General features: G+C 73.2%; 18 protein-coding genes. 15 read left to right on the top strand and 3 right to left on the bottom strand.

Features of this window, described 5'->3' with window-relative positions:
- The first annotated feature begins 9 nt into the window (after nucleotides 1-9).
- From BLV96_RS10185 to BLV96_RS10160, 6 genes are read left to right on the top strand one after another with little or no spacing between them, the layout of a single operon-like run.
- The gene (locus BLV96_RS10185; protein WP_086670558.1) at nucleotides 10-447 is read left to right on the top strand and encodes an anthrone oxygenase family protein; all 438 of its coding nucleotides are present in this window, start codon (nucleotides 10-12) and stop codon (nucleotides 445-447) included.
- A gap of 10 nt (nucleotides 448-457) precedes the next feature.
- Nucleotides 458-1,177 (top strand): SDR family NAD(P)-dependent oxidoreductase, encoded by a 720-nt coding sequence (locus BLV96_RS10180; protein WP_086670556.1) that lies wholly within the window; start codon nucleotides 458-460, stop codon nucleotides 1,175-1,177.
- 17 nt (nucleotides 1,178-1,194) lie between these two features.
- A complete protein-coding gene (locus BLV96_RS10175) occupies nucleotides 1,195-1,578 on the top strand; it encodes a SchA/CurD-like domain-containing protein (RefSeq protein WP_086670554.1) in 384 nt (127 codons plus the stop codon).
- Nucleotides 1,579-1,583: 5 nt separating this feature from the next.
- Nucleotides 1,584-2,609, top strand: coding sequence for an NAD(P)-dependent oxidoreductase (locus tag BLV96_RS10170; RefSeq protein WP_244180137.1), 1,026 nt, complete (start codon nucleotides 1,584-1,586; stop codon nucleotides 2,607-2,609).
- Entirely contained in the window at nucleotides 2,606-4,960 is a 2,355-nt protein-coding gene (locus BLV96_RS10165; protein WP_086670553.1) for a PEP/pyruvate-binding domain-containing protein, read from the top strand. Before BLV96_RS10170 ends, BLV96_RS10165 begins: the two co-directional genes overlap by 4 nt.
- Before the next feature lie 32 nt (nucleotides 4,961-4,992).
- Nucleotides 4,993-6,105, top strand: coding sequence for a nucleotide disphospho-sugar-binding domain-containing protein (locus tag BLV96_RS10160; RefSeq protein ID WP_086670551.1), 1,113 nt, complete (start codon nucleotides 4,993-4,995; stop codon nucleotides 6,103-6,105).
- A gap of 118 nt (nucleotides 6,106-6,223) precedes the next feature.
- On the opposite strand, the gene BLV96_RS10155 is transcribed toward BLV96_RS10160, so the two are convergent.
- Together BLV96_RS10155 and rfbH are read right to left on the bottom strand one after the other, a co-directional pair.
- Nucleotides 6,224-8,080, bottom strand: a complete 1,857-nt coding sequence (locus tag BLV96_RS10155; RefSeq protein WP_086670549.1) for an AfsR/SARP family transcriptional regulator — start codon at nucleotides 8,078-8,080, stop codon at nucleotides 6,224-6,226.
- Between the two features lie 486 nt (nucleotides 8,081-8,566).
- Nucleotides 8,567-9,874, bottom strand: coding sequence for a lipopolysaccharide biosynthesis protein RfbH (rfbH, locus tag BLV96_RS10150; protein WP_086670547.1), 1,308 nt, complete (start codon nucleotides 9,872-9,874; stop codon nucleotides 8,567-8,569).
- A 198-nt stretch (nucleotides 9,875-10,072) separates the two neighbouring features.
- On the opposite strand from rfbH, the gene BLV96_RS10145 reads away from it, so the two are divergent.
- From BLV96_RS10145 to BLV96_RS10125, 5 genes are all read left to right on the top strand, one after another.
- The gene (locus BLV96_RS10145) at nucleotides 10,073-11,248 is read left to right on the top strand and encodes a nucleotide disphospho-sugar-binding domain-containing protein (RefSeq protein WP_244180136.1); all 1,176 of its coding nucleotides are present in this window, start codon (nucleotides 10,073-10,075) and stop codon (nucleotides 11,246-11,248) included.
- A gap of 74 nt (nucleotides 11,249-11,322) precedes the next feature.
- Entirely contained in the window at nucleotides 11,323-12,501 is a 1,179-nt protein-coding gene (locus tag BLV96_RS10140; RefSeq protein WP_086670543.1) for a nucleotide disphospho-sugar-binding domain-containing protein, read from the top strand.
- Nucleotides 12,502-12,511: 10 nt separating this feature from the next.
- On the top strand, nucleotides 12,512-13,342 hold the full coding sequence (locus tag BLV96_RS10135; RefSeq protein ID WP_086670541.1) for a class I SAM-dependent methyltransferase: 831 nt from the start codon (nucleotides 12,512-12,514) through the stop codon (nucleotides 13,340-13,342).
- The gene (locus BLV96_RS10130) at nucleotides 13,342-14,319 is read left to right on the top strand and encodes an ABC transporter ATP-binding protein (protein ID WP_244180135.1); all 978 of its coding nucleotides are present in this window, start codon (nucleotides 13,342-13,344) and stop codon (nucleotides 14,317-14,319) included. The genes BLV96_RS10135 and BLV96_RS10130 overlap by 1 nt, the downstream gene beginning before the upstream one ends.
- Nucleotides 14,316-15,125, top strand: coding sequence for an ABC transporter permease (locus BLV96_RS10125; protein WP_086670537.1), 810 nt, complete (start codon nucleotides 14,316-14,318; stop codon nucleotides 15,123-15,125). The genes BLV96_RS10130 and BLV96_RS10125 overlap by 4 nt, the downstream gene beginning before the upstream one ends.
- 461 nt (nucleotides 15,126-15,586) lie before the next feature.
- Here the strand turns inward: BLV96_RS10125 and BLV96_RS10120 are convergent, their stop codons facing one another.
- A complete protein-coding gene (locus tag BLV96_RS10120) occupies nucleotides 15,587-16,720 on the bottom strand; it encodes a glycosyltransferase (protein ID WP_086680651.1) in 1,134 nt (377 codons plus the stop codon).
- A 166-nt stretch (nucleotides 16,721-16,886) separates the two neighbouring features.
- On the opposite strand from BLV96_RS10120, the gene BLV96_RS10115 reads away from it, so the two are divergent.
- The 4 genes from BLV96_RS10115 to BLV96_RS10100 are packed head-to-tail and all read left to right on the top strand — an operon-like array spanning nucleotide 16,887 to nucleotide 21,582.
- Nucleotides 16,887-18,041 carry a nucleotide disphospho-sugar-binding domain-containing protein gene (locus BLV96_RS10115; RefSeq protein ID WP_086680649.1) on the top strand — a complete coding sequence of 385 codons (1,155 nt, stop codon included), beginning with the start codon at nucleotides 16,887-16,889 and terminating at the stop codon, nucleotides 18,039-18,041.
- A gap of 43 nt (nucleotides 18,042-18,084) precedes the next feature.
- Nucleotides 18,085-19,203, top strand: coding sequence for a glycosyltransferase (locus tag BLV96_RS10110; RefSeq protein WP_086680647.1), 1,119 nt, complete (start codon nucleotides 18,085-18,087; stop codon nucleotides 19,201-19,203).
- Between the two features lies 1 nt (nucleotide 19,204).
- Complete coding sequence (locus BLV96_RS10105) at nucleotides 19,205-20,398, top strand: nucleotide disphospho-sugar-binding domain-containing protein (RefSeq protein ID WP_091389012.1); 1,194 nt, start codon at nucleotides 19,205-19,207, stop codon at nucleotides 20,396-20,398.
- On the top strand, nucleotides 20,398-21,582 hold the full coding sequence (locus BLV96_RS10100) for a nucleotide disphospho-sugar-binding domain-containing protein (RefSeq protein ID WP_244180190.1): 1,185 nt from the start codon (nucleotides 20,398-20,400) through the stop codon (nucleotides 21,580-21,582). Before BLV96_RS10105 ends, BLV96_RS10100 begins: the two co-directional genes overlap by 1 nt.
- Nucleotides 21,583-21,593: the final 11 nt, after the last annotated feature.

Genomic DNA, 21,593 nt, shown 5'->3' with positions numbered 1-21,593 from the left:
GAGTCCATTGTGGTCGCCGTACTCGACGTGCTCGTGCTGGCGGGCAGCGGGATCGCGGCCGGTGTGCTGTTCTGCGTGGCGCTCAGCGTGGTGCCCGCGTTCCTCGGGATGGAGCCCGCGCAGTACGTGGCGGCACACCGGCTGATCGGGAAGAACTACGACCCGGTGATGCCGCTGACTGTGCTGGGGACCGTGGTGGCCGACGCCGTGCTGGCGATCGTCGAGGTGTCCGTCCTCTTCGGACTCGCGGCGGTGCTGCTGCTCGGCGTGTCCGCGGTTTCGCACCTGGCCAACGTGCCGATCAACCGGTCGGTCAAGACGCTCGACACCGTTCCGTCCACTTGGGACGACCCGCGCCCGCGGTGGCGCAACTGGAACCTGCTGCGGACCGGTCTCGCGATCGCCGCGCTGCTGGTCAACGCGATCGCCGTGGTCGCGACCGGATAGGAGGCAATTCGTGGAGCTGGGATTCAAGGGCAAGCGGGCGCTCGTCACCGGGGGCACCCGCGGGATCGGCCGGGCCGTGACGCTCGGGCTGGCGTCGGCCGGCGCGACCGTGGTGGCGGTGAACCGGGAGGACAACGACGACGCGGAATCGCTGCGCAAGGAGCTGGCCGACCTCGGCGGCACCGTGGTGCACGCGGACGTGACCGTCGCGGCCGACGTCGCGCGCCTCGCCGAGACCTGCCGGACGGAGCTGGGCGGGCTCGACGTGCTGGTGAACAACGCGGGGGTGCACGGGCACACCCCGCTGGCCGAACTGGACCTGGCCGAGTGGACCCGGTTGATCGACACGGACCTGACGTCGATGTTCCTGGTCACGCAGGCGTGTGTGCCGCTGCTGGCCGAAGGCGCGAGCGTGGTCAACGTGGGCGCCTCGGCGGCGTTCCGCGGGATGGCGGGCACGGCGCACTACACCGCGGCGAAGGCGGGCGTGGTCGGCCTGACCCGGTCGCTGTGCAAGGAGTTCGGCGGGATCAGGGTCAACACGATCGCGCCCGGCGTGATCAACACCGGTGACGAGCTCCCGCCGCCGGTCGCCGAGCGGGTCAAGCGGATGACCGCGCTGGGCCGGCTGGGCACCCCGGAAGAGGTTGCCGGCGCGGTGCTGTTCCTCGCGAGCGACTTGTCGACCTACGTCACCGGCGCCCTGCTCGCCGTCGACGGCGGAATGTGAACCCAGGAGGCTTTGCCATGCCCTACGCAGCCATCACCTACGACATCAAACCCGGCTTCGAAGACGAGATCGCCGAGATCTTCGCGAACTTCAAGCGGGCGGACTCGCCGATCATGCGGGACGAGAGCGGCGCCGAAGTCGGCCGGCTCCTCGGCACCGCCGTGTTCATCCGCGACGCGCAGCTGGTCCGGTTCATCCACTTCGAAGGCGACTTCTCCCAGATCGGCAAGCACATGGCCCGCCAGGAAGGAGTGCACCTCGTCGAGGAGGCGCTGAAGCCGTACCTCGCTTCGGAGCGCAACACCGAGACGCCCGAAGGCTTCCGGCAGCACTTCGCCAAGAGCGTCATGCGGTGCATCTCGCAGATCTCCGTGCCGCCCGCCGCGTTCGCCGCGAGCTGAGGCCGGTGGACACCAAGACGATCGCCGTGGTCGGCCTCGGCGTGATGGGCTCGGGCATGGCGACGAGCCTGCTCGGCCACGGGTACCGGGTGCTGGTGCACAACCGCACCGCCGCGAAGGCGGCGCCGCTGCTCGACCGGGGCGCCGAACTCGCCGCTTCGGCCGAGGCCGCGGTGGCCGGCGCCGACCGCGTGCTGCTGAGCCTCGCCGACGAGCCGGCGGTGGACGCGGTGCTGGCCGCGGCCGGGCCCGCGCTCCGGCCCGGGCTGGTCATCGTGGACACGTCGACGGTTTCGGCGGAGTACTCCCGGGCGCTGACCGCCCGGCTCGCGAGTGCGGGCATCACCCGGATCGAGGCGTGCGTGCTGGGCAACCCGGCGCAGGCGGCGGCCGGGCAGCTGCGGGTGCTCACCGCCGGCGCCCGGCCGGCGGTCGAGTCGGCCGGCGACGTGCTGGCGGCGATCGGCCGCGAGGTGTCCTACCTCGGCCCGGTCGGCAACGCGGCCACCACGAAGCTGGTGTTCAACCTCCTGCTGGGCGGTCAGGTCGCGGCGCTGGCCGAGGCCGTGAATTACGGCGTGGCGGCCGGGCTGGACCGCGACCGGCTGCTGACGGCGATCGGCGCCAGCGGCTTCAGCTCGAAGGTGCTGTCGTTCCGGGCGGACCTCATGCGGTCGCGGAGGTACGAGCCGGCCGCGTTCCGGTCGGAGTTGATGGCGAAGGATTTGAAGCTGGGCACCGGCGCGGCGGCCGAAGCGGGGATCGCGACACCGGTGCTGACGGCGGCCGCGCTGGCGTACGAAGCCGTGGTCGCGGCCGGAGCGGGCGACGCCGATGCGGCGGTCCTCATCGACATCGCGGACGGGGTCGGTGCCGGTGTGGGTGATGTGGCCGCCGGCGACCAGGTGCACGTCGCGGGCGGGGTGGCTGATCCGGGCCGCGGGGTGGCCGATCCAAGCCGCCTGGCGGCCGCGGTCCGCGCCGATGTGGATGCCGCGATCCTCAGCGACACCCCGGGAGGTCCCGCGTGACGCTCACCCAGCCGGCGCTCGTCCGGTCGCTGGACGAGCCCGGCCTCGAGGTGGCCGAAGCCGGGCGGAAGGCCGCCCGCCTGGCCGAGCTGCGGCAGGCCGGGTTCCCGGTGCCGCCGGGGCTGGTGCTCACCGTCGCCGCGTTCGAAGCGGGCGAGTTCTCGGCCGGCGTGCTCGCCGCGCTACGGTCCATTGTGGACCACTTCGGCGAAGTGCCGCTGGCGGTGCGGTCCTCGGGTGTCGCCGAGGACGGGGACGAGCAGTCCCACGCCGGGCAGTACGAAACGGTGCTCGGGGTGTCCGGGTTCGACGAGCTCGTCGCGGCCGTGCGCACCTGCTGGGAGTCGGCCGACGCGGCCCGGCTGCGCGAGTACCGCGGCCGCGCGGACCGGCCGGGGCTGGCCGTGCTGGTCCAGCCGCTGGTCCCGGCCGTCGCCGCCGGGGTGGCGTTCACCGCCGACCCGGTCACCGGCGCGCGGGGCACGGTCCGCGTCGACGCCGTGCCGGGGCTCGGCGACCAGCTGGTCTCCGGCCGCGTCGCGCCGGACGAATGGGCGGTCACCGACACGCCCGTCCTGATCCGCGGCCCGCACGAGGTGCTGGACGCGGAGCAGGTCGCCCGCGTCGCCGAGCTGGCGCGGCGGGTCGAGGCGGAAGCCGGCTCGCCGCAGGACATCGAATGGGCGTGGACCGAGGACGTCGTCCTGCTGCAGGCGCGCCCGATCACGGCGCTGCCCGACGCGGGCCCGGCGCAGATCCCGGTGGAGTTCGAGGTGCCGCCCGGATTCTGGCTGCGCGGCGGGTACACGCTCAAGCCGCTGTCACCCATGAACACCTCGACCTTGATCCGGGCGGTCAACCGGACCAGCTCGAACCTGTTCACCTACGCGTTCGGCGAGCGGGTCGAGGTGCGGAACCTCGGCGGCTGGTCCTACGTGCGGATCGTGCCGCTGGCCTCGGTGGACGCGGTGCGCGAGCGGGCGGACGAGGTGGTCGCGGCCGGCCGGGCCGACAAGCACGGCGAGATCGTCGACCGGTGGTACGGCGAGTGGCTGCCGGGACTGCGCGCCGCCCTGACCGGAATCCGGTCGGTGGTCCTCGGCGAGCTGCCGGGGCCGGGACTGGCCGCGGAACTGGACCGGCGGGTCGAGCTGGCCTACGAGGCACAGCGGCTGCACTTCCTCGTGGGCGGCGTGTCCAGCATGGTCTGGGGCGAACTCGGCGTCGTCTGCCGGGACCTGCTCGGCTGGGGCGCCGGGGAGATCCTCCCGATGCTGACCGGACTCCCCGGCCGAGCCGCCGAGCCCGCCAGAGAGCTGACCGGACTGGCCCGCCTCGCCGCGCGCGATCCCGGCGTGCTCCGGGAGCCGGCCGGCGAATTCGCCGAAGCGTTCGACGCCTATCTCGTCGAGTACGGCCAGCGCTGCCTCGGCGCGGACCTCGCCGAGCCGTCGCTGGCGGAACAGCCGCGGCTGGTGCTGAGCCTGATCCGGGACCGGCTCGACGCGGGCACCGACCCCGAGGCCGCCGCGGCGGCGGCGGTCGCCGAGCGCGAGGAGACCGTCGCGGCGGCCCGCGCCCGGCTGTCCGGAGCGGATCTCGCCCGGTTCGACCGCGCGCTGGCCCGCGCGCAACGCGCGTTCCCGCTGCGCGACGACACCGGGTTCGAGGCGCACGTCGCCTGGGCGCAGGTCCGGTACGCGCTGCGCGAGATGGCGGCCCGGCTGGTCTCGGACGGACGGCTGGCCGACGTCGACGACATCTTCCTGCTCACCTTGGACGAAGCCCGCGCCGCCTTCGCATCCGGTGCGGCGCAACACGATCTGGTGTCGCTGCGCGCCGGACAGCAGGCGTGGTCGCGGGCCCACCTCGGCCCGCAGACCTACGGCGAGTACCAGAGCGGGCCCGATCGGGAGGCCGTGCTGGCCGAGCTGGCGCCGGCCGATCGCGCGGTGCTGGAGCCGATGCTGTGGATCGACTCGGTGTCCGAGCTGGGCGCCGGGCACCGGGCTGCGGCGGGCGACCGGCTGCTGCGCGGGACGGCGGCGTCGGCGGGCCGGTACACCGGCGTCGTGCGGGTGGTGATCAGCGAGCGCGAGTTCGCGAAGCTGCGCCCCGGCGACGTGCTGGTCTGCCCGGAGACGACCCCGCAGTGGTCGGTGCTGTTCGGCGGCATCGGCGCACTGATCACCGACACCGGCGGGCTGCTCTCGCACCCGTCGATCCTCGCGCGCGAGCACGGCATCCCGGCCGTGGTGGCGACCGGCAACGCGACCGAGGTCCTGCGCGACGGCCAGCTGGTCACCGTGGACGGGACGACCGGCGCGGTCGAGGTCCTCGACGCGTCGTGACCGACCGCGTCCTTCTTCCTCCGGAGTGTCCCATGCGAATCCTGGTGACCAGCTACCCCGCCGTCTCCCACCTCTACCCGATGGTGCCGCTCGCCTGGGGGCTGCGGGCCGCCGGGCACGAGGTGCGGGTGGCGGCGGCGCCGTCGTTCGCGGCCGCGGCGCGGCGCACCGGGCTTCCGGTGCTGCCCCTGGGCGAGGACGTCGACGGGACGGTGGCCTGGCAGGGGTTCGACCCCCGCGCGGGCGACCGCACCGAGCGGACGATGCGGATGTTCCGTTCGACCGCCGAGGGCTGGGCCGGCGCGCTCGTGGCGCTCGCCCGTGACTGGGCGGACGTCGTCCTGTTCGACCCGCGCGAGTACGCGGGCCCGGTCGCGGCCGCGGTGGCGGGCATCCCGTCGGCGCGGGTGCTCTACGGGGTCGACCACACCTACGCCCAGCGCGCGGGGGAGTGGCCCCTGCTGGCCCCGCTGTGGGACGAGTGGGGCCTCGGCGAGCCGGACCCGGCGGGCACGGTGACGATCGACCCCTGCCCGGCGGCCCTGCAGCTCGAGACGCCGGTGGCGTCGTGGCCGTTGCGAACCATCCCCTACAACGGCTCGGCCGTGATCCCCCGAACGGCCGCCCCGGCGGGCCGTCCCCGCGTCTGCCTGACCTGGGGCGCCTCGTTCGGGGGCACCACGGGCAACCTGGATCCGGTCCGGGTGGCGCTGGCGGGTCTCCTGCGCCGTGACGTCGAGGTGGTCGTCGCGGTCGCGCGCGGCCAGCGGGAGCTGCTGGGCGAGCTGCCCGCCGGCGTCCGGGTGCTGGAATCGGTGCCACTGCACACGATCCTGCCCGGCTGCGCCCTGGTCGTGCACCAGGGCGGCGCGGGCACGGCGCTCACGGCCGCGGCCTGCGGGGTGCCGCAGCTGGTGGTCCCGTTCAAGGGCGACCAGGTCACGCACGCCGGACGGGTGGCGGCCGCGGGTGCGGGCGTCCTGCTCCCGGCGGCGGAGCTCACCCCGGAGGCGGTCGCAGCAGCCGCTGCCGGGGTGTTCGCGGACGCGGAGTACGCCCGGCGGGCGGCGGAGATCGCGACGGAGAACCGTTCGCGTCCGGCGCCGGCGGCGGTGGTGGCGCAGCTGGAGTTCCTGGTGCGGTGACGCGGCTCGGGACGCCGGCGCCGGGAGTACCCGTGCCGGCCGTTCCGATCACCGTTCGCCACCGGATCCGGCGGGGTGGTCCACAACGGAACCACTCCGCCGGTCCCGGTCACCGGGGTCAGCCCGGGACGGCGATCCCCGTCTCCGCTTCGCGCGGGATGGTGGCGACCACCTGGAGCAGGTGCGACGGCCGCTCGATCCCGTCGCAGAAGTCCTTGAACAGGGGCGGCAGGGAGTAGTGGAACTCCGGGCCGTCGGCCTGGACCCGGACCCGCAGCATGTTCGCCGCCACCAGCCGGTCGAGGGCGTCCTCCGCTTCGCGTTCGCTCCCTTCCCCGACCGCGACCGCGTTCTTCGCCGTGAAGCAGTCCAATCCGGACTCGCACAGCCGCGTCAGCAGCTGCCGGTCGCGGGGCTCGAGCGCGGCGAGGTCCTCCCGGAAGGGTCCGTGCAGGTCGACACCCGCGGCCTGCAGCTCCGGGCGCAACCCGTCGTCGTCGCCGATGACGCGGGCCGCCAGCTTGGTCACCGGCCAGTGCCGGTTGACCGACAGGCGCTCGCCCAGCGCGCGCAGCGCCACCGGGAGACCGCCGCAGCGGTGGACCACCGCGGCCACCGTGCCGCGCTCGTGCAGGATGTTCCGCGAAGTGACCACTTTGGACATGAGCGTGACACCGTCGTCGGTGGACATCGGCTCCAGCAGCACCGGCACCAGCCCCGGCAGGGAGCCGGTGAGCCGCCGGGCGGTGGCCAGCACCACCCAGCGGCCGCCGGGCAGGAGCGGGCGGATCTGCGCGGCCGAGGAGACGTTGTCGAGCAGGATCAGCCCGCAGCCGCCGGCGGTCCTGGTGCGGAACAGCTTGGCGCGCTCGGCCTCGCCCGCGGGCACGTCCGCCGCGGGGACGCCGAGATCGGTCAGGAACCCGCCGAGGACGTCGGCCGGCTCGGTGTCCGGGTCGAACTCGGCGAACAGCTGGCCGTCCGGGAACCGTGACCGGGCCTCGTGCGCGGCCCGCACCGCGAGCACCGTCTTGCCCACGCCGGTCATCCCGGTCACCGCGAACGTCCGGCCGGCCGCCCCCTCGGGGGTGAGGAGCCGGTCCAGCTCGGCCAGCTCGGCGGTCCGGCCGGTGAAGTCCGACAGGTCCGCGGGCAGCTGCGCCTGGACGGTGTTCCGCGGCGCCGGCGCGCTCCCCGCCCGCACCGCCGGCGTCACCTGGCGCAGCGAGGGGGAGTCCGAGAGGACGTTCTGGTGCAGCCGTTGCAGGGTCGGCGACGGATCGATACCCAGTTCGTCGTCGAGGCAGCGCCGGACCTCGTGGTAGACCTGCAGCGCCTGCGATCGCCGGTCGCACCGGTACAGCGCGAGCATCAGCTTCGCGTACAGGTCCTCGTGCAGCGGGTACTTCGCGATCAGCCCGCGCAGCTCGCCGACCAGCTCGCGGTGCCGGCCGATCTGCAGGTCGGCCTCGACCCGCATCCCCAGCGCCTGCAACCAGGCCTCGTTGAGCTTCGCGGCGTGCGCGTCGAGCAGCGGTCCACGCTGGACGTCGCACAACGCGTCGCCCCGCCACAGCGCGGTCGCCCGGTGGAGCAGCTGCGAGGCGCGCAGCGGGTCACCCGCCTCCAGCGCGTCCTTGGCGGTGCCGGCCAGCTGCTCGAACTCGTCGGCGTCGACACTTCCCGGCGCGATCCGGGCCAGGTAGCCCAGCGGTTTCGTCACCAGCACGCCGTCGTGGCTGTTGCCCGCGGCGCAGAACAGCTTGCGCAGTTGGTAGATGTAGGTCTGCAAGGTGGTCAGTGCGCTCGCCGGCGGGTTCTCCGGCCAGATCTCTTCGATGAGCGACGTGACCGGCACCAGGCCGCCGTGGCAGAGAACCAGCAGCGCCAGGACGCTGCGCTGCTTCGGAGCGGTCGGTGTGAGCAGCCGGTCTTCGTGGGTCACCTCGAAGGTGCCCAGGGTATTGAATCTCATGACTTCCCCCAGCGGTAGGCATAAGAACATGTAACCGGAGGACGTGCTTCGACTATCCGACGGAACGGCGAAATGGCCGACCTCATCCCCAGTTCGGTGCAAAAGGGCTGCCCTCACCCCAGATTAGCTCTTTCGCACCGCGTGGCTGACAGTAAGCCTCGGTGGTGGCGGTGTCAAGATTTCCCGGAGACGGCCAAACGTTGGTTGGAAGACCTTCAGGGCGACCTGCCGGGGGCCGGTGAAGTCCTCGTGAGCAGCGACGACTCCGTGTCTCGAAGATTCGCACACGTTCGTCCGCATTTCCCGTTAGATCCGATTTATCCGGGTATTCGGTGCGTCACGAGTGGTGAATGCAAATGCACTACCGGTGTTCGCGACGGCGGAGATTGCCGTGAATATCAATTCTATCTTAAGTCGTCACAATATGAAAAAGAAAAGCGCCTCTCGGAACGGGGGGAGTTCCGAGAGGCGCCGGGGGAGGCTCGTTCAGTGGGTGGCGACGAACTCCTTGAGCGTGCCGATGACGAACTCGATCATTTCCGGGGTGATGCCCGGGTACACGCCGATCCAGAACGTCCGCTCGGTGACGATGTCGCTGTTGGCCAGCGAGCCGGAGATGCGGTGCGGCCGGTCGAGGTAGGCCGGGTGCCGGGTGAGGTTGCCGGCGAACAGCCGCCGGGTCCGGATCGCGTTGGCCTCCAGGTGGGCGATCACCTCGCCGGCGGTGAAGCCCGCTTCCGGGCGCACCGTGATCACGAACCCGAACCAGCTCGGGTCGCTGCCCGGGGTCGGCTCGGGCAGCAGCAGGCCCGGCAAGCCGTCGAGGCCTTCGCGCAGCTGCTGCCAGTTCTGCTTCCGCGCTTCGACGAAGCCGGACAGCTTCGCCAGCTGGCTCAGCCCCAGGGCGGCCTGCAGGTCCGTGCTCTTGAGGTTGTACCCGAGATGCGAGAACACGTACTTGTGGTCGTAGCCCGGCGGCAGCGTGCCCAGCGAGAAATCGAACCGCCGCAGGCAGCGATCGTCCTCGCCGGGCTCGCACCAGCAGTCGCGGCCCCAGTCGCGCAGCGACCTCGCCAGCCGCTCCAGCTTCAGGTCCGAAGTCAGCAGGCAGCCGCCCTCGCCCATAGTCAGGTGGTGGGCCGGGTAGAAGGACACGGTGGCGAACTTGCCGAACGTCCCGGTCAGCCGGCCCTGGTAGGTCGACCCGACGGCGTCGCAGTTGTCCTCGATCAGGTAGCACCCGTGCCGCTCGGCGAGCTCGGCGATCTCCGCGACCGGGAAGGGGTTGCCGAGGGTGTGCGCGATCATGATCGCGCGGGTGCGCGGCGAGAACGCGGCCTCGACCCGTTCGGCCGTCGTGTTGTAGGTGCCGAGCTCGATGTCGACGAACACCGGGACGAGGCCGTGCTGCAGGATCGGGTTGACCGTGGTCGGGAACCCGGCCGCGACGGTGATCACCTCGTCCCCGGGCCGCAGCCGGGCGTCGCCGAGCTGGGGCGCGCACAGCGCGCTGATCGCCAGCAGGTTCGCCGACGAGCCCGAGTTGGTGAGCAGCGCCTTGCGCCGCTTGAGGGTCCGGGCGAACGACGACTCGAACTTGGCCGCGATCCCGCCGGAGGCGATCCGGAGGTCGAGCGCGGCCCCCACCAGCGCCACGCGGTCGTCCGCGTCGAGCACCGCGCCCGAGGACAGGATCGGCGTCTCGCCGGGGACGAACTTCTCCGGCCCGGGGGCCTGTGCGTCGTGGTAGCCGCGGACCTGCTCCAGCAGGAGCGATCTCGCTGAATCGGCCATGTCGTATCCCCTGCTCTCGGGTGACGGAAAGCTGCCGAAGTGTCGCGATGGCGGCTATAGACCCGCTCGACCCCGGCTCGCGAGCGGGCGGCTGGACGGCGAATCCAGTGCGGCCCGACGGCGACTTGATCACATGTGGCCGTGAGGGATGGCTCGCCCGCGCGCAGCGTGCCGCGGACGTGACGTGCTGGAGGAAGTGTGAGCACTGGCGGCCGGCGGCCGAGGGCGATGCGCGTGCTGTTCGTCATGTGGGGCTGGCGCACCCACCTGCATCCGGTCGCCCCGCTCGCGTGGGCGCTGCGCGGAGCCGGGCACGAGGTCAGAGTGCTCGGTCAGCCCGCGCTCGGCCCGGCGATCGCCGAGCTCGGGCTGACCGCGGTCGCCGCCGGCCCGGACCTCGACGTGCTGCCGGAGTTCCGGAAGTTCGTCCTGCCGGTCGAGGGGCAGGCTCCGCCGCAGCCACCGGCCGACGGGGTGCCCCGGGCACTGAAGCTGTTCGCGCGGCTGGCCGGCGAGATGGCGGACGACGCCGTGCGGTTCGCCCAGGCCTGGCGGCCCGACCTCGTGGTCGCCGAACCGACCGCGTTCGCCGGGCCGCTGGTGGCGGCCGCGCTCGGGATCCCGTCGGTCCGCCACCTCTACGGGCCCGACCTGGTGGCGCGGGCCGCCCGGTTCCTGCCGGACCTGCTGGAACCGATCGGGGGACGCCTGGGCGTCGGGCCGGTCGACCCGCTCGCCGGCACCACGATCGACCCGACCCCGTCGTGCCTGCACGGTCCGGGCGACCTCCCGCGGCGGCTGGTCCGCTACCTGCCGTGCTCGGGTCCGGAGCGGGCCGAGGTGGTGCTCGGCCCGGTGGCGCGGCCGCGGGTGTGCGTCACCTGGGGCCACACGATGGAGCTGCTCGGCCCGCAGTACTTCCTCGCGGGGGAGACCGCCCGCGCGGTGGCCGAACTGGACGTGAACGTCGTGCTGGCGGTTTCGGCGCGGCAGCGCGCGCTGCTCGGCGACCTGCCGCCCACCGTGTCGGTGTTCGTCGACCCGCCGCTGGACCGGCTCCTCGCCCACTGCGACGTGCTGGTGTCCCAGGGCGGGGCGGGCAGCGTCCTGACCGGGCTCGCCGCCGGGCTGCCCCAGGTCGCCGTCGGGCAGCTGCCGGACCACCTGGCGATCGCGCGGCGGCTCGAGGCCGCGGGCGCGGGCCGCGCGCTGGCGGCCGCGGAGTTCAGCGCGGCGGCGGTCGCCGGCGCGGTGTTCGACGTGCTGCAGCGGGACGGCTTCGCGGCGGCCGCGCGCCGGGCGCGGCTGGAGAACGAGAGCCGGCCCGCCCCCGCCGAGCTCGTCGCGGACCTGCGGTCGCTCGCCGGGAGGTGAGCGATCCTCCAGCCGTGCCCCAGGCCCGGCTGCGAAGTTGCCACCATTCGGCGTCTCAGAAAGGAAGTACGCGAATGCGCGTGCTGTTCTCCGCGTGGGCGTGGCCCCCGCACTACTACCCGATGGTTCCGCTGGCCTGGGCGCTGCGCAACGCGGGGCACGAGATCCGGGTCGCCGGTCCGCCCGCGCTCGCCGAGGCGATCACCATGTCCGGCCAGCCCGCCGTCGAAGTCGGCGAGGACTGCGACTTCAGCCAGCTGACGCGCGACACGATGCACATCGACCGGGACGCGCCGGCGACGGTGGAGCTGTGGAAGCAGCTGCGCAAGCCCAAGGGCGAACGGGCGCTGCAGATGTTCGTCGACATCGCCGAGACCATGGTCGACGGCCTGGTCGAGTTCGCCCGCGCCTGGCGGCCGGACCTGGTCGTGCACGGCCCGACCACCTACGCCGGCCCGATCGCCGCCGCCGCCGTCGGGGTGCCGAACGTGCGGGTGCTGATGGCGCCGGACATCGCCTACCGCGGCCGGGACATCGAGCCGGTCCTCCTGCGCCCGCTCGCCGAGCGCTTCGGCGTCACCGAGTTCAGTCCACAGGGGACGCTCACGGTCGACCCGTGCCCGCCGAGCATCCAGCTCCCGACGGACTACCCCAAGCAGCTCATGCGCTACATCGCCTACAACGGGCCGGCCGAAGTGCCGGAGTGGCTGCTGGAGCCGCCGTCCCGGCGCCGGGTCTGCATCACCTGGGGCACCACCCTGGCGAAGGTGAACCCGAACCTGGTGCTGGCCGGGCAGATGCTGGAGGCGGTCGCCGGGATCGACGCCGAGGTCGTCGTCACCGTCGCGCCTTCGCACCGCGAGCACCTCGGCCCGATCCCCGACGGCATCCGGGTGGTCGACGCGCTGCCGCTGCACCTGCTGCTGCCGACCTGCGACCTGATGATCCACCAGGGCGGCAACGGCACCACGATGACCGGGGTCGTCAACGGCGTCCCGCAGCTCATCGTGCCGCAGTTCCCCGACCAGGCGTTCGTGGCGAACCAGCTGGCGCCGACCGGGGCGGCGGCGGTCCTGCTGCCCGAGGACGCCGGGCCCGACACCGTCCGCGGGCTGGTCACCGACCTGCTCGAGAACCCCCAGTGGCGCGCCGGCGCCGGGCGGCTGGCCGACGAGGCCAACGCCCAGCCCGCGCCGACCGAGATCGTGCCGGTGCTGGAGCGTCTGGCCGCACGCGAGCACGCCACCGTCTGAGAGGTGAACCATGCTGGCACGCAAGGATCTTCCCGCCGAGTTCGAGGCCTGGAACGAGAAGTGGGGCGCGCCCTACGGACACCGGTCCGCGCGGCTGCTCGCCGAAGGCAAGCGGCCGCAGCAGCGGCCACTGGAGGCGCTGGCCGACCCGGCGAACCCGGACTACGGCCCGTTCGCCTTCCAGTACGCGAGCGGCACGCGGGTGCACGAGTACCCGTGGGCGTTCGCGGTCGCGGAGTTCACCCCGGGCATGCGGGTGCTCGACGTCGGCAGCGGGCTGAGCGGCCTGCAGTTCGTCGCCGCGCTCGAAGGCTGCTCGGTGGTCAACGTCGACCCGTCGGCCCGTGAGGACTACAACGTCTGGACCGACCCGGGCTACCTCCCGCTGTCGCCGCGCGAGCACGGGCTGCTCAACACGACCTTCGGGACCGATGTCGAGCTGGTCGCGGCCCGGCTGCAAGACGCGGACCTCGAGCCGGAGTCGTTCGACCGGGTGCTGTGCCTGTCCGTCCTGGAGCACGTGGACCTCGCCGAAGGCGCCGACATCGTGCGGGCGAGCACGCGGCTGCTGAAGCCGGGCGGCAAGCTGGTCCTGACGGTGGACGCCTTCCTCGACCTCAAGCCGTTCGGCGTGCTGGAGAAGAACATGTGGGGCATCAACCAGGACGTCGGCGCGCTGATCGAGGCGAGCGGGCTGGAGCTGGAGACCGGCGACCCGCGGGAGCTGCTCGGCACGCCGGAGTTCGACTTCGAGCACGTGGTGAAGTCGCTGCCGGAGGTGCTGATCTCCGGCATGTACCCGGTGATGAGCCAGTCGCTCGTGCTGCGCAAGCCCGTGTGATGGCGGGACTGCGCACCCCCGCCCGGCCCGTCGTGGCCGGGCGGACGGCCTCCGTCGTGACGGCGACGGGGCTGCGGAAGGTCTACCCGGCGAAACGCGGCCCGGTCGAGGCGGTCGCCGGGATCGACCTCGACGTCCGCGCGGGGGAGTTCTTCGGTCTGCTCGGCCCGAACGGCGCCGGGAAGTCGACCACGATCGGCATGCTGACGACGTTGGTGCGGCCCACCGCGGGCAGCGTGCGCATCGCCGGCTTCGACGCCGCGCGCGAGCCGGTCCAGGTGCGCCGGCGGATCAGCCTGGTGAGCCAGACCAACTCCGTCGACCGGGAGCTGACCGTCGAGGAGAACCTGCGGTACCGGACCCGGTACTGGGGCGGCACCCGCGCGGCGGCGCGGCGGCGCGCGGACGAGCTGCTGGAGCAGTTCGGCCTCGGCGACCGCCGGGGCGCGATGTTCTACCAGCTCTCCGGCGGGCAGCTGCGCCGGATGATGATCGCGCGGGCGCTGGTGCAGCGTCCGGAGATCCTCTTCCTCGACGAACCCACCGCCGGCATCGATCCGCACAGCCGGGTCAACGTCTGGGACGTGCTCGGCGAGCTGCACGCGTCGGGCCAGACGATCGTGCTCACCACGCACAACATCGAGGAGGCCGAGCGGTTCTGCCGCCGCGCGGCGATCATCGACGGCGGGCGCGTGCTCGTGTGCGACGAGGTGTCGTCGCTGATCGCTTCCGCGGGCGGCGTTTCGGTGGTGACGGCGACGTACGACGGACCGGTGTCCGAAATGGACTTCGGCGCGCTGCCGGTGGTGCGGGACGGCGCTTCGATCCGGGTGTCCACCGCGGCGACCGACGGGCTGATCGCGGAGCTGGTTTCCCTGGGCACCACGGCGGGCCGCCGGCTGCTGGACGTGAGCACGGCCCGGCCCAGCCTGGAAAGCGCGTTCCTCACCCTGACCGGAAGGGCGTACCGGGCATGACGACGTTCAGGACGCCGGCGGTGTCCCCGGCCCGGGTGTTCCTCGCCTTCCTCGCGCGGGACGTCTACGTCGTGTTCCGCAAGCAGCTCGGCGGGCTGCTGGGCCGGGTGCTGGTCCAGCCGTTGCTGACGGTGTTCGTGTTCTCCTACGTGCTGCCCTCGATTTCGGGCGGGATCGGCGGCACGTCGGGCACGGTGCTGGCCCCCGGGATCCTCGCCAATTCGATGCTGTTCGCCGGCCTGCTCGGCGTGACCGTGCCGCTGATCACGGAGCTGTCCTACCCGAAGTCCATCCAGGACCGGTTGCTGACCCCGGTCCCGGTGTGGGCGGTGGGGGTGGAGCGGGTCGTCAGCGGCGCGGTCCAGTCGCTGTTCGCGGCGGTCCTGGTGCTGCCGATCGTGACGTTCCTGCACGCACCGGGCCAGGCCCCCGATCTGTCCTATTCGGACTGGCCACTGCTGGTGCTGATGCTGCTGCTCGGTTCGGTGTTCTCCGCCGCACTCGGCCTGCTGCTCGGCTCGGTGGTGGAACCCGCGCAGGTGAACGTGCTGTTCAGCATCATCATGATCCCGCTGATGATGCTCGGCTGCGTGTACTACCCGTGGGCGGCGCTGGGTTCGGTGCGCTGGCTGCAGATAGCCGTCTTGGCGAACCCGGTGGTGTACTTGAGCGAGGCGCTGCGGGCGGCGTTGACACCGGACGTACCACACTTGTCGGCGTGGGTGGTGCTGGTGGTGCTCTTGGGCGGAACGGCCGGCGTGGGCTGGTTCGGGCTGCGGGCGTTCCAGCGGGCAGTGCTGGGCTGAGCGGACTCGATTGCCGGCAGGGCAAGCCGACCACGAGGTCACCAGACCGCGGCGCGGGCTTCCGCAGCCGGGGTTCGGATCGACATCCGTGGAGAGGTGAACCGGCAGCCGGCAAGGCAAGCCGACCACGAGATCACCAGACCTCCCCCGCCCCTCATCCCAGCTGTCAGTTCAGTCGGCGGTCGGGTTAGTCAAGGCACGCTTTCCCGCCTTGACTAACCCGACCGCCGACTGAAAATCCCACCGGAGGGGCGGGGGAGGTCGGACCCGCCAAGCCGCGGCAGGGATGGGCTGCGCGGGATGGGCTGCGCGGGATGGGCTGCGCGGGATGGGCTGCGCGGGATGGGCTGCGCGGGATGGGCCGCGCGGGAAGGGCCGCGGCAGAGACCGGCCCCGGCCAAACCCACCGCGGCAGAGGACACCCCGGCAGAACCGCCGCACCAGAAACCGCGACCCCCGGCTCAGCCAGCCAAGGCGACCAACCCATCAACAACCTCAGCGGGACTGGGCTGCTCCCGGCTCTCCCGCGCCAACCCAGCCGCAGCTTCACGATAAGCACCATCGCCGAGAATCCCAGCCGCCGAAGCCCGGATCGTCTCGGTATCCGCCTCACCGAGCTCCAGCTTGACCCCAGCCCCCGCCGCCGACACCAGCGCCGAGATGAGCCGCTGGTCCGGCAACTGCGGGATCATCAACTGCGGCGTCCCACAGGACACCGCCGTCAACGCAGTGCTCGGCCCCGCCTGCGAAATCAGCAAGTCACAGCTGGGCAGCAACGTATGCAACGGGATCCGTTCCACGATCCGGACATTGTCCGGCACCCGCCCGAGCGCGGCCAAATCGTCCCCGGCCACCGTCGCCACCACTTCGACCGGTAACCCCGCCGCCGCGTGGACGAGCCGGTCGATGACGCATTCGTAGAACGCCAGCTGGGAACTGGTCGTTCCATACGTCACACAGATCCGCGGCCGGGTCCGGGGCTCGGCGGCCCACGCCGGCAGCACCGTCGCGCCGTTGAACGGGACGTAGCGCATGTGCCGGCGGGTGAAGTCGCCGGGCACCTGCAGGGCGGGCGGGCAGTGGTCCACCGTCAGCGCGCCCGCCACGTCCACTGTAGACAGTCCGAGGGCGGACGCCGTCGCCGAGAGCGCCGCGGGTTCGAACGACCGGACGTAGGAGAGGATGTCCACGCCCCACAGGTGGCGCACGGCCGGGATGTCCAGCGCGGCCGCGACCAGCGCCGCGGCATAGGTGCTCTCCTCGAACACCACCAGGTCCGGCCGCCACGACCGCATCAGCGCCAGCAGCGGGCCGGCCATCTTCTCCGCTATCCCGGCGTAGGCGGACACCGTGCGGGACTCCTTGCCCGAGCCGCGCACCCGGGGGTCCTCCGCCAGCAGCCGGGCCACCGTCGGCTCGATCTCCTCGTCCCGCCCGACGGCCACCGCGGGCAGCCCGGACGCCTGGACGACCGGCACGAGGGAGGGCTGGCTCGCGACCCGGACGTCGTGGCCCGCGGCCCGGAAGGCCCAGCCCAGGGTCACCATGGGCTGGTAGTGCGTCGGCCACGCCCACGTGCAGAACAGAATTCGCATGCCCGCACGGTCTCTTCCCCGGCTCGGGAACGGCTCGAACCTGCTTCGCCGCCGCCCACCGGCCCGGGGGACGCGACACCGGCGAGCCTCCGGCCCACCCATCCTGGACCCGGACTCCAACCGGTCTCGCGACGGTGGCCCGACTACTGGGCGGAGGTGAACCGACGTGCGCGTGCTGCTGGTCTCGTGGGCCTGGCCGTCCCACGTGCGGCCCCTGGTCCCGATCGGGTGGGCCTTCCGCGCGGCGGGACACGACGTCAGGTTCGCCACGCAGCCCCGGCTGGCCGGCGCGGTGACCGGCGCGGGGCTGCCCGCGGTGTCCGTCGGCGGCGACGGTGACCACACCGCCCTGCTGGCCCGCGCCATGCGCCCGATCCGGCCGGGCCCCGGCCCGGAGCCGGGCCGCGGCACCGGGAAGCGGCTCGGCCTGTCGGTCGCGCTCGCCGAGGACATGGCCGGCGACCTCGAGGCGTTCTGCCGCGGCTGGGAACCCGACCTGGTGCTCTACGAACCGACGACCTACGCCGCGCCCCTGGTGGCCACCAAGCTCGGCCTGCCCCACGTGCGGGTGCTGTGGGGGATCGACTTCCACTCACCGGCCCGGGCCTTCGAAAACCTGGCTTTCGCCGAGCTGTGCGGGAAACTGGGGATCGGCGGCTTCGACTCGGCCGGCACCCTCACCGTGGACCCGTGCCCGCCGTCGTTGCAGGTTGACGTGCCCGGCCGGGTCCTGCGCACGAGGTACGTGCCCTACAACGGAACCGGGACCGTGCCGGGCTGGCTGTGTGCCGAGCCGCGCCACCCCCGGGTGGTCCTCACCTGGGGCGTCTCACCGCAGTTCAAGGGACCGGACGAATGGGCCGCCGCGGCGCGGCGGATGCGGGCGCTCGTGGCGGCGATCGCCCGGCCGGACCGCGACCTCGTGGTCGCGGTGCCGAGCACCGACCTGCTCGACGGGGACCTGCCCGCCGGTGTCCGCCTGGTCGAGAACCTGCCGCTGCACCTGGTGCTCCCGAGCTGCGCGGCGGTGATCTCCCGTGGGGGCGCCGGAACCATGATGACCGCGGTGGCCGCCGGCGTCCCGCAGGTCGTGGTGCCCGAGTACTTCACCGACCTCGTGCCGGCCCAGCGGCTGGCCGCGACCGGCGCCGGTGTCCTGGTCGAAGACGACGACCCGGAGCCGGTGCGGGCCGCACTGGACGCGCTCCTCGCCGACGAGGCGGCCGCCGGCGCCGCCCGGCGGCTGCGGTCCGAGGTGGCCGCGCAGGCCACGCTCGACGAGACGGTCGGCGAACTGCTGACGCTGGCCGGCAGCCGGTGACCCCGTGAATCACCCGACGGCCGTCGCCGGCCGAGGAGGCCGTATGCGCTTGCTGTTCGTGTCGTGGGCCTGGCCCTCGCACCTGTTCCCGATGGTCCCGACGGCGTGGGGACTGCGGCTCGCCGGGCACGAGGTCGTGCTCGCCTGCCCGCCGTCGCTGGTGCCGGTGGCGGCCCGGACCGGGCTGCCGGTGGCCCGGATCGGCACCGACGTCGACCTCGCGCCGCGGATGAAGTCCTTCATGGACGGTGCGAAACCGCGCCGGGAGCGGCGGACCCCGCTCGACATGTTCGTCCCGGTCGCCGACGCGATGGCCGATGACCTGCTCCGGTTCGCCCGCGACTGGCGCGCGGACGTCATCGTGCACGACCCGACGACCTACGCCGCCCCCGCCGTCGCCGCCGCGCTCGGGGTGCCTTCCGTGCGGCACCTGTGGGGCGTCGACTTCACCTACCCGCTGCGGATGTTCGAGGAAACCGCCTTCGCCGGCCTGTACGAACGTTTCGGCGCCGGCGCGTGCGTGGTCAGCGGGGACACCCCGACGCTCGACCCGTGCCCGCCGGGCCTGCAGCTGCCGGTGGACTACACCCCGGTGCGGACGGCGTACCGGCCCTACAACGGCACCGGGGTCTACGAGCGCGGCCTCCGCGGCCGCGGCGACGTCCCCCGGCTGTGCGTGACCTGGGGGACGACCAGCGGGAAGTTCGGCGCGGCCGGCTCGCTGCCCGCGCTCGTCTTCGCCGCCGCCGCGGACCTCGGGCTCGACGTCGTGTTCGCGACCTCGGGCGCCGAGGCGTTCGGCCCGGAGTACCCGAAGACCTGGCAGACCGTCGTGATGCAGCCGCTCAACTTGGTGCTGCCGGGCTGCGACCTGGTGGTCCACCCGGGGGGCTCGGGCAGTGCCCTCACCACCGTGCTCGCCGGGCTGCCGCAGGTGTGCCTGCCGCTCATCCCGGACCAGGAGACGAACGCGGCCCAGCTGGCCGGCGCGGGCGCGGGCGCGCGGGTCGGCGCCGACGGCGCGACCACCGGGCAGATCCGGGACGCGCTCACCGAACTCCTGGACGACCCGTCGTTCACCGCGGCCGCGGCCGCGCTGGGCGAGGAGTCCCGCGCGCTGCCCGACCCGGGCGCCGGGCTACTCGCCGCGGTGGGAGGCTGACGTGCGCGTCCTGCTGACTTCGTGGGCCTGGCCCACGCACTACTTCTGGCTCACGCCGATCGCGTGGTCCCTGCGGGCCGCCGGGCACGAGGTGCTCGTCGCGGTGCCGCCCGGCGCGGTGCCCGGGGTGACCCGCGGCGGTCTGCCGGCCGCCGCCGTCGGAGCCGACTTCGACGTGCTGCCGATCATCGAGAAGTACTACTGGGCCTCGCCGCTGGCCGACGAGGCCGCGGCGGGCGAGCTGACCGACTGGGAGGCCGCCCGCGCGGCGGGTGAACAGCCCCTGTCCGTCTACGCGCTCATCGCGAAGGTCATGCAGGACGACCTGGTCGCGCTCGTCCGCCGGTGGAAACCGGACCTCATGGTGTTCGACGCGGTCACCTACGCCGGGCCGCTCGCCGCGGCCGCGTGCGGGGTGCCCGCGGTGCGCCAGATCTGGGGCGCGGACTACAGCTCGTACCTCACCGGGTTCGCGCCGCGGGCGCTCGCCGCCCACCGGGCCGCGCTCGGCCTCGACGACGTCGACGTGCTGGGGGTGGCGACGCTGGACCCGTGCCCGCCGAGCCTGCAGCGCCACGACGACGTGCACCGGTTCTTCGCCCGCCACCTGCCCTACAACGGTTCCGGCGTCGCGCCGCGCTGGTTGCTCGAACCGAAGCGCCGCAAGCGGATCTGCGTCACCTGGGGCACCATCGCGCACGTGCTCGGCGAACGCGCGTTCGGGGTGGACAAGGTGCTGGACGCCTTCACCGGGGTCGACGCCGAGGTCGTCTGCGCGGTGTCACCCCGGGACCGCGAACGGCTCGGGGTGCTCCCGGCGAACGTCCGGGTGGCCGAGAACCTGCCGCTGCACCTGCTGCTGCCCAGCTGCGACCTGATCGTCTCCCAAGGGGGCGCCGGCGCGGTCGCGTCGGCGATCACGGCGGGTGTGCCGCAGGTCTGCGTGCCGCACTTCGGCGAACACGTGCTCAACGCCCGCGCGGTCGCGGACGGCGGCGCGGGGGAGCTGATCCCGCTCGACGCCGCGAGCGCGGAGTCCGTCCGGGACGCCGTCGAGCGGGTGCTCGGTTCGGCGTCGTACGAGAAGGCCGCGGCGGGCCTGGCCGAGGAGGCCGCCGCCCAGCCGGCACTGTCCGAAGTGGTCACCAGGCTGCCGGAACTGGCCGGGGCGAAGGGGAGTGGCACGTGCGGGTGATGTTCACCTTGTGGAACTGGACGACCCACCTCTACCCGATGGTGCCGCTGGCGTGGTCGTTGCGCGCGGCGGGGCACGAGGTGGTCGTGGCGACCCAGCCGGGACTGGTGCCGACGGTGCGGGGCACCGGCCTGCCCGCGGTCGCGGTCGGCGCCGACGTCGACACCGCCGCGATGATGGGGAAGTACGTCCAGCGGGCGCGCCGGCACGACGCCCAGCTCGTGGAGTGGGCCGACATGCGCCGGTTCGGGCCGCGCAACTGCTGGCTCGGGGTCGCGGCCGCCGAGGCGATGACCGGCGGGCTCCACGACTTCGCCCGCGCGTGGCAGCCGGACCTGGTGGTGTTCGAGGCGACGACGTACGCCGGGCCGATCGTGGCGCGGCTGCTCGGCGTGCCCGCGGTCCGGCACACCTGGGGGATCGACTACGCCTGCCTCACCCGGGAGTTCGAAGACGAAGCACTGGCGGACCTGTGCGCCCGGTGGGGCCTGCCGGGGGTGGAGCCGCTCGGGGAGGTCACCGTCGACCCGTGCCCGCCGAGCGTGCAGGTGGTGGCGGGCGGGCCGGTCCCCGGCGTGCCGGAGGTGACCCGGCTGCCCATGCGGTACGTGCCCTACAACGGCCCGGGGAAGCTGCCCGGCTGGCTGACCGAACCGCGGCGCGGCAAGCGGGTCTGCGTCACCTGGGGCATGTCGAACGGCCGGTTCGACAAGGAGCTCGTGGTCACCGGCCGGGTCGTCGAAGCCCTCGCCGGGCTCGGCGTCGAGGTGCTGGCCGCGGTGCCGGCGGCCGAAGGGGACGTGATCGAGGCGGTCGCGCCGAACGTGCGGGTCGTGCGGGGACTGCCGTTCCACGCGCTGCTGCCGACCTGCGACGCGGTCGTCTCCCAAGGCGGCCTCGGCACGCTCCTGACGGCGGTCGCCGCCGGGGTGCCCCAGGTCGTCGTGCCCCAGCGCGCGGACCTGATCCTCAACGCCCGTCAGCTCGCCGCGGCCGGCGCGGCCGACTTCGTCTTCCCCGGCGACGGTTTCGAGGAGCTCCTGACCGAAAAGGTGGCCGCCGTCCTGGCCGGTTCCCTCGACGACGGCGCCCGGAAGCTTTCGGCCGAGCTGCACGAGCTGCCCACCCCGAACCAGATCGCCGCCCGGCTGCCGCCGCGCGAAGCGCCGTCGACCGCCGCTTGAGGCCGGGCGCC

The sequence above is a fragment of the Amycolatopsis pretoriensis genome (assembly GCF_900107925.1).
Classification (GTDB): domain Bacteria; phylum Actinomycetota; class Actinomycetes; order Mycobacteriales; family Pseudonocardiaceae; genus Amycolatopsis; species Amycolatopsis pretoriensis.
The sequence above is the reverse complement of the archived record's forward strand: the minus strand, read 5'-3'. Positions and strand labels throughout refer to the sequence as shown.

What these genes read in the sequence shown, in the direction of transcription:
- BLV96_RS10175 (WP_086670554.1), top strand. Translation starts at nt 1,195, where the DNA reads ATGCCCTACGCAGCCATCACCTACGACATCAAACCCGGCTTCGAAGAC.
- BLV96_RS10160 (WP_086670551.1), top strand. Translation starts at nt 4,993, where the DNA reads ATGCGAATCCTGGTGACCAGCTACCCCGCCGTCTCCCACCTCTACCCG.
- BLV96_RS10155 (WP_086670549.1), bottom strand. Translation starts at nt 8,080, where the DNA reads ATGAGATTCAATACCCTGGGCACCTTCGAGGTGACCCACGAAGACCGG.
- rfbH (WP_086670547.1), bottom strand. Translation starts at nt 9,874, where the DNA reads ATGGCCGATTCAGCGAGATCGCTCCTGCTGGAGCAGGTCCGCGGCTAC.
- BLV96_RS10140 (WP_086670543.1), top strand. Translation starts at nt 11,323, where the DNA reads ATGCGCGTGCTGTTCTCCGCGTGGGCGTGGCCCCCGCACTACTACCCG.
- BLV96_RS10135 (WP_086670541.1), top strand. Translation starts at nt 12,512, where the DNA reads ATGCTGGCACGCAAGGATCTTCCCGCCGAGTTCGAGGCCTGGAACGAG.
- BLV96_RS10130 (WP_244180135.1), top strand. Translation starts at nt 13,342, where the DNA reads ATGGCGGGACTGCGCACCCCCGCCCGGCCCGTCGTGGCCGGGCGGACG.
- BLV96_RS10125 (WP_086670537.1), top strand. Translation starts at nt 14,316, where the DNA reads ATGACGACGTTCAGGACGCCGGCGGTGTCCCCGGCCCGGGTGTTCCTC.
- BLV96_RS10120 (WP_086680651.1), bottom strand. Translation starts at nt 16,720, where the DNA reads ATGCGAATTCTGTTCTGCACGTGGGCGTGGCCGACGCACTACCAGCCC.
- BLV96_RS10110 (WP_086680647.1), top strand. Translation starts at nt 18,085, where the DNA reads ATGCGCTTGCTGTTCGTGTCGTGGGCCTGGCCCTCGCACCTGTTCCCG.
- BLV96_RS10100 (WP_244180190.1), top strand. Translation starts at nt 20,398, where the DNA reads ATGTTCACCTTGTGGAACTGGACGACCCACCTCTACCCGATGGTGCCG.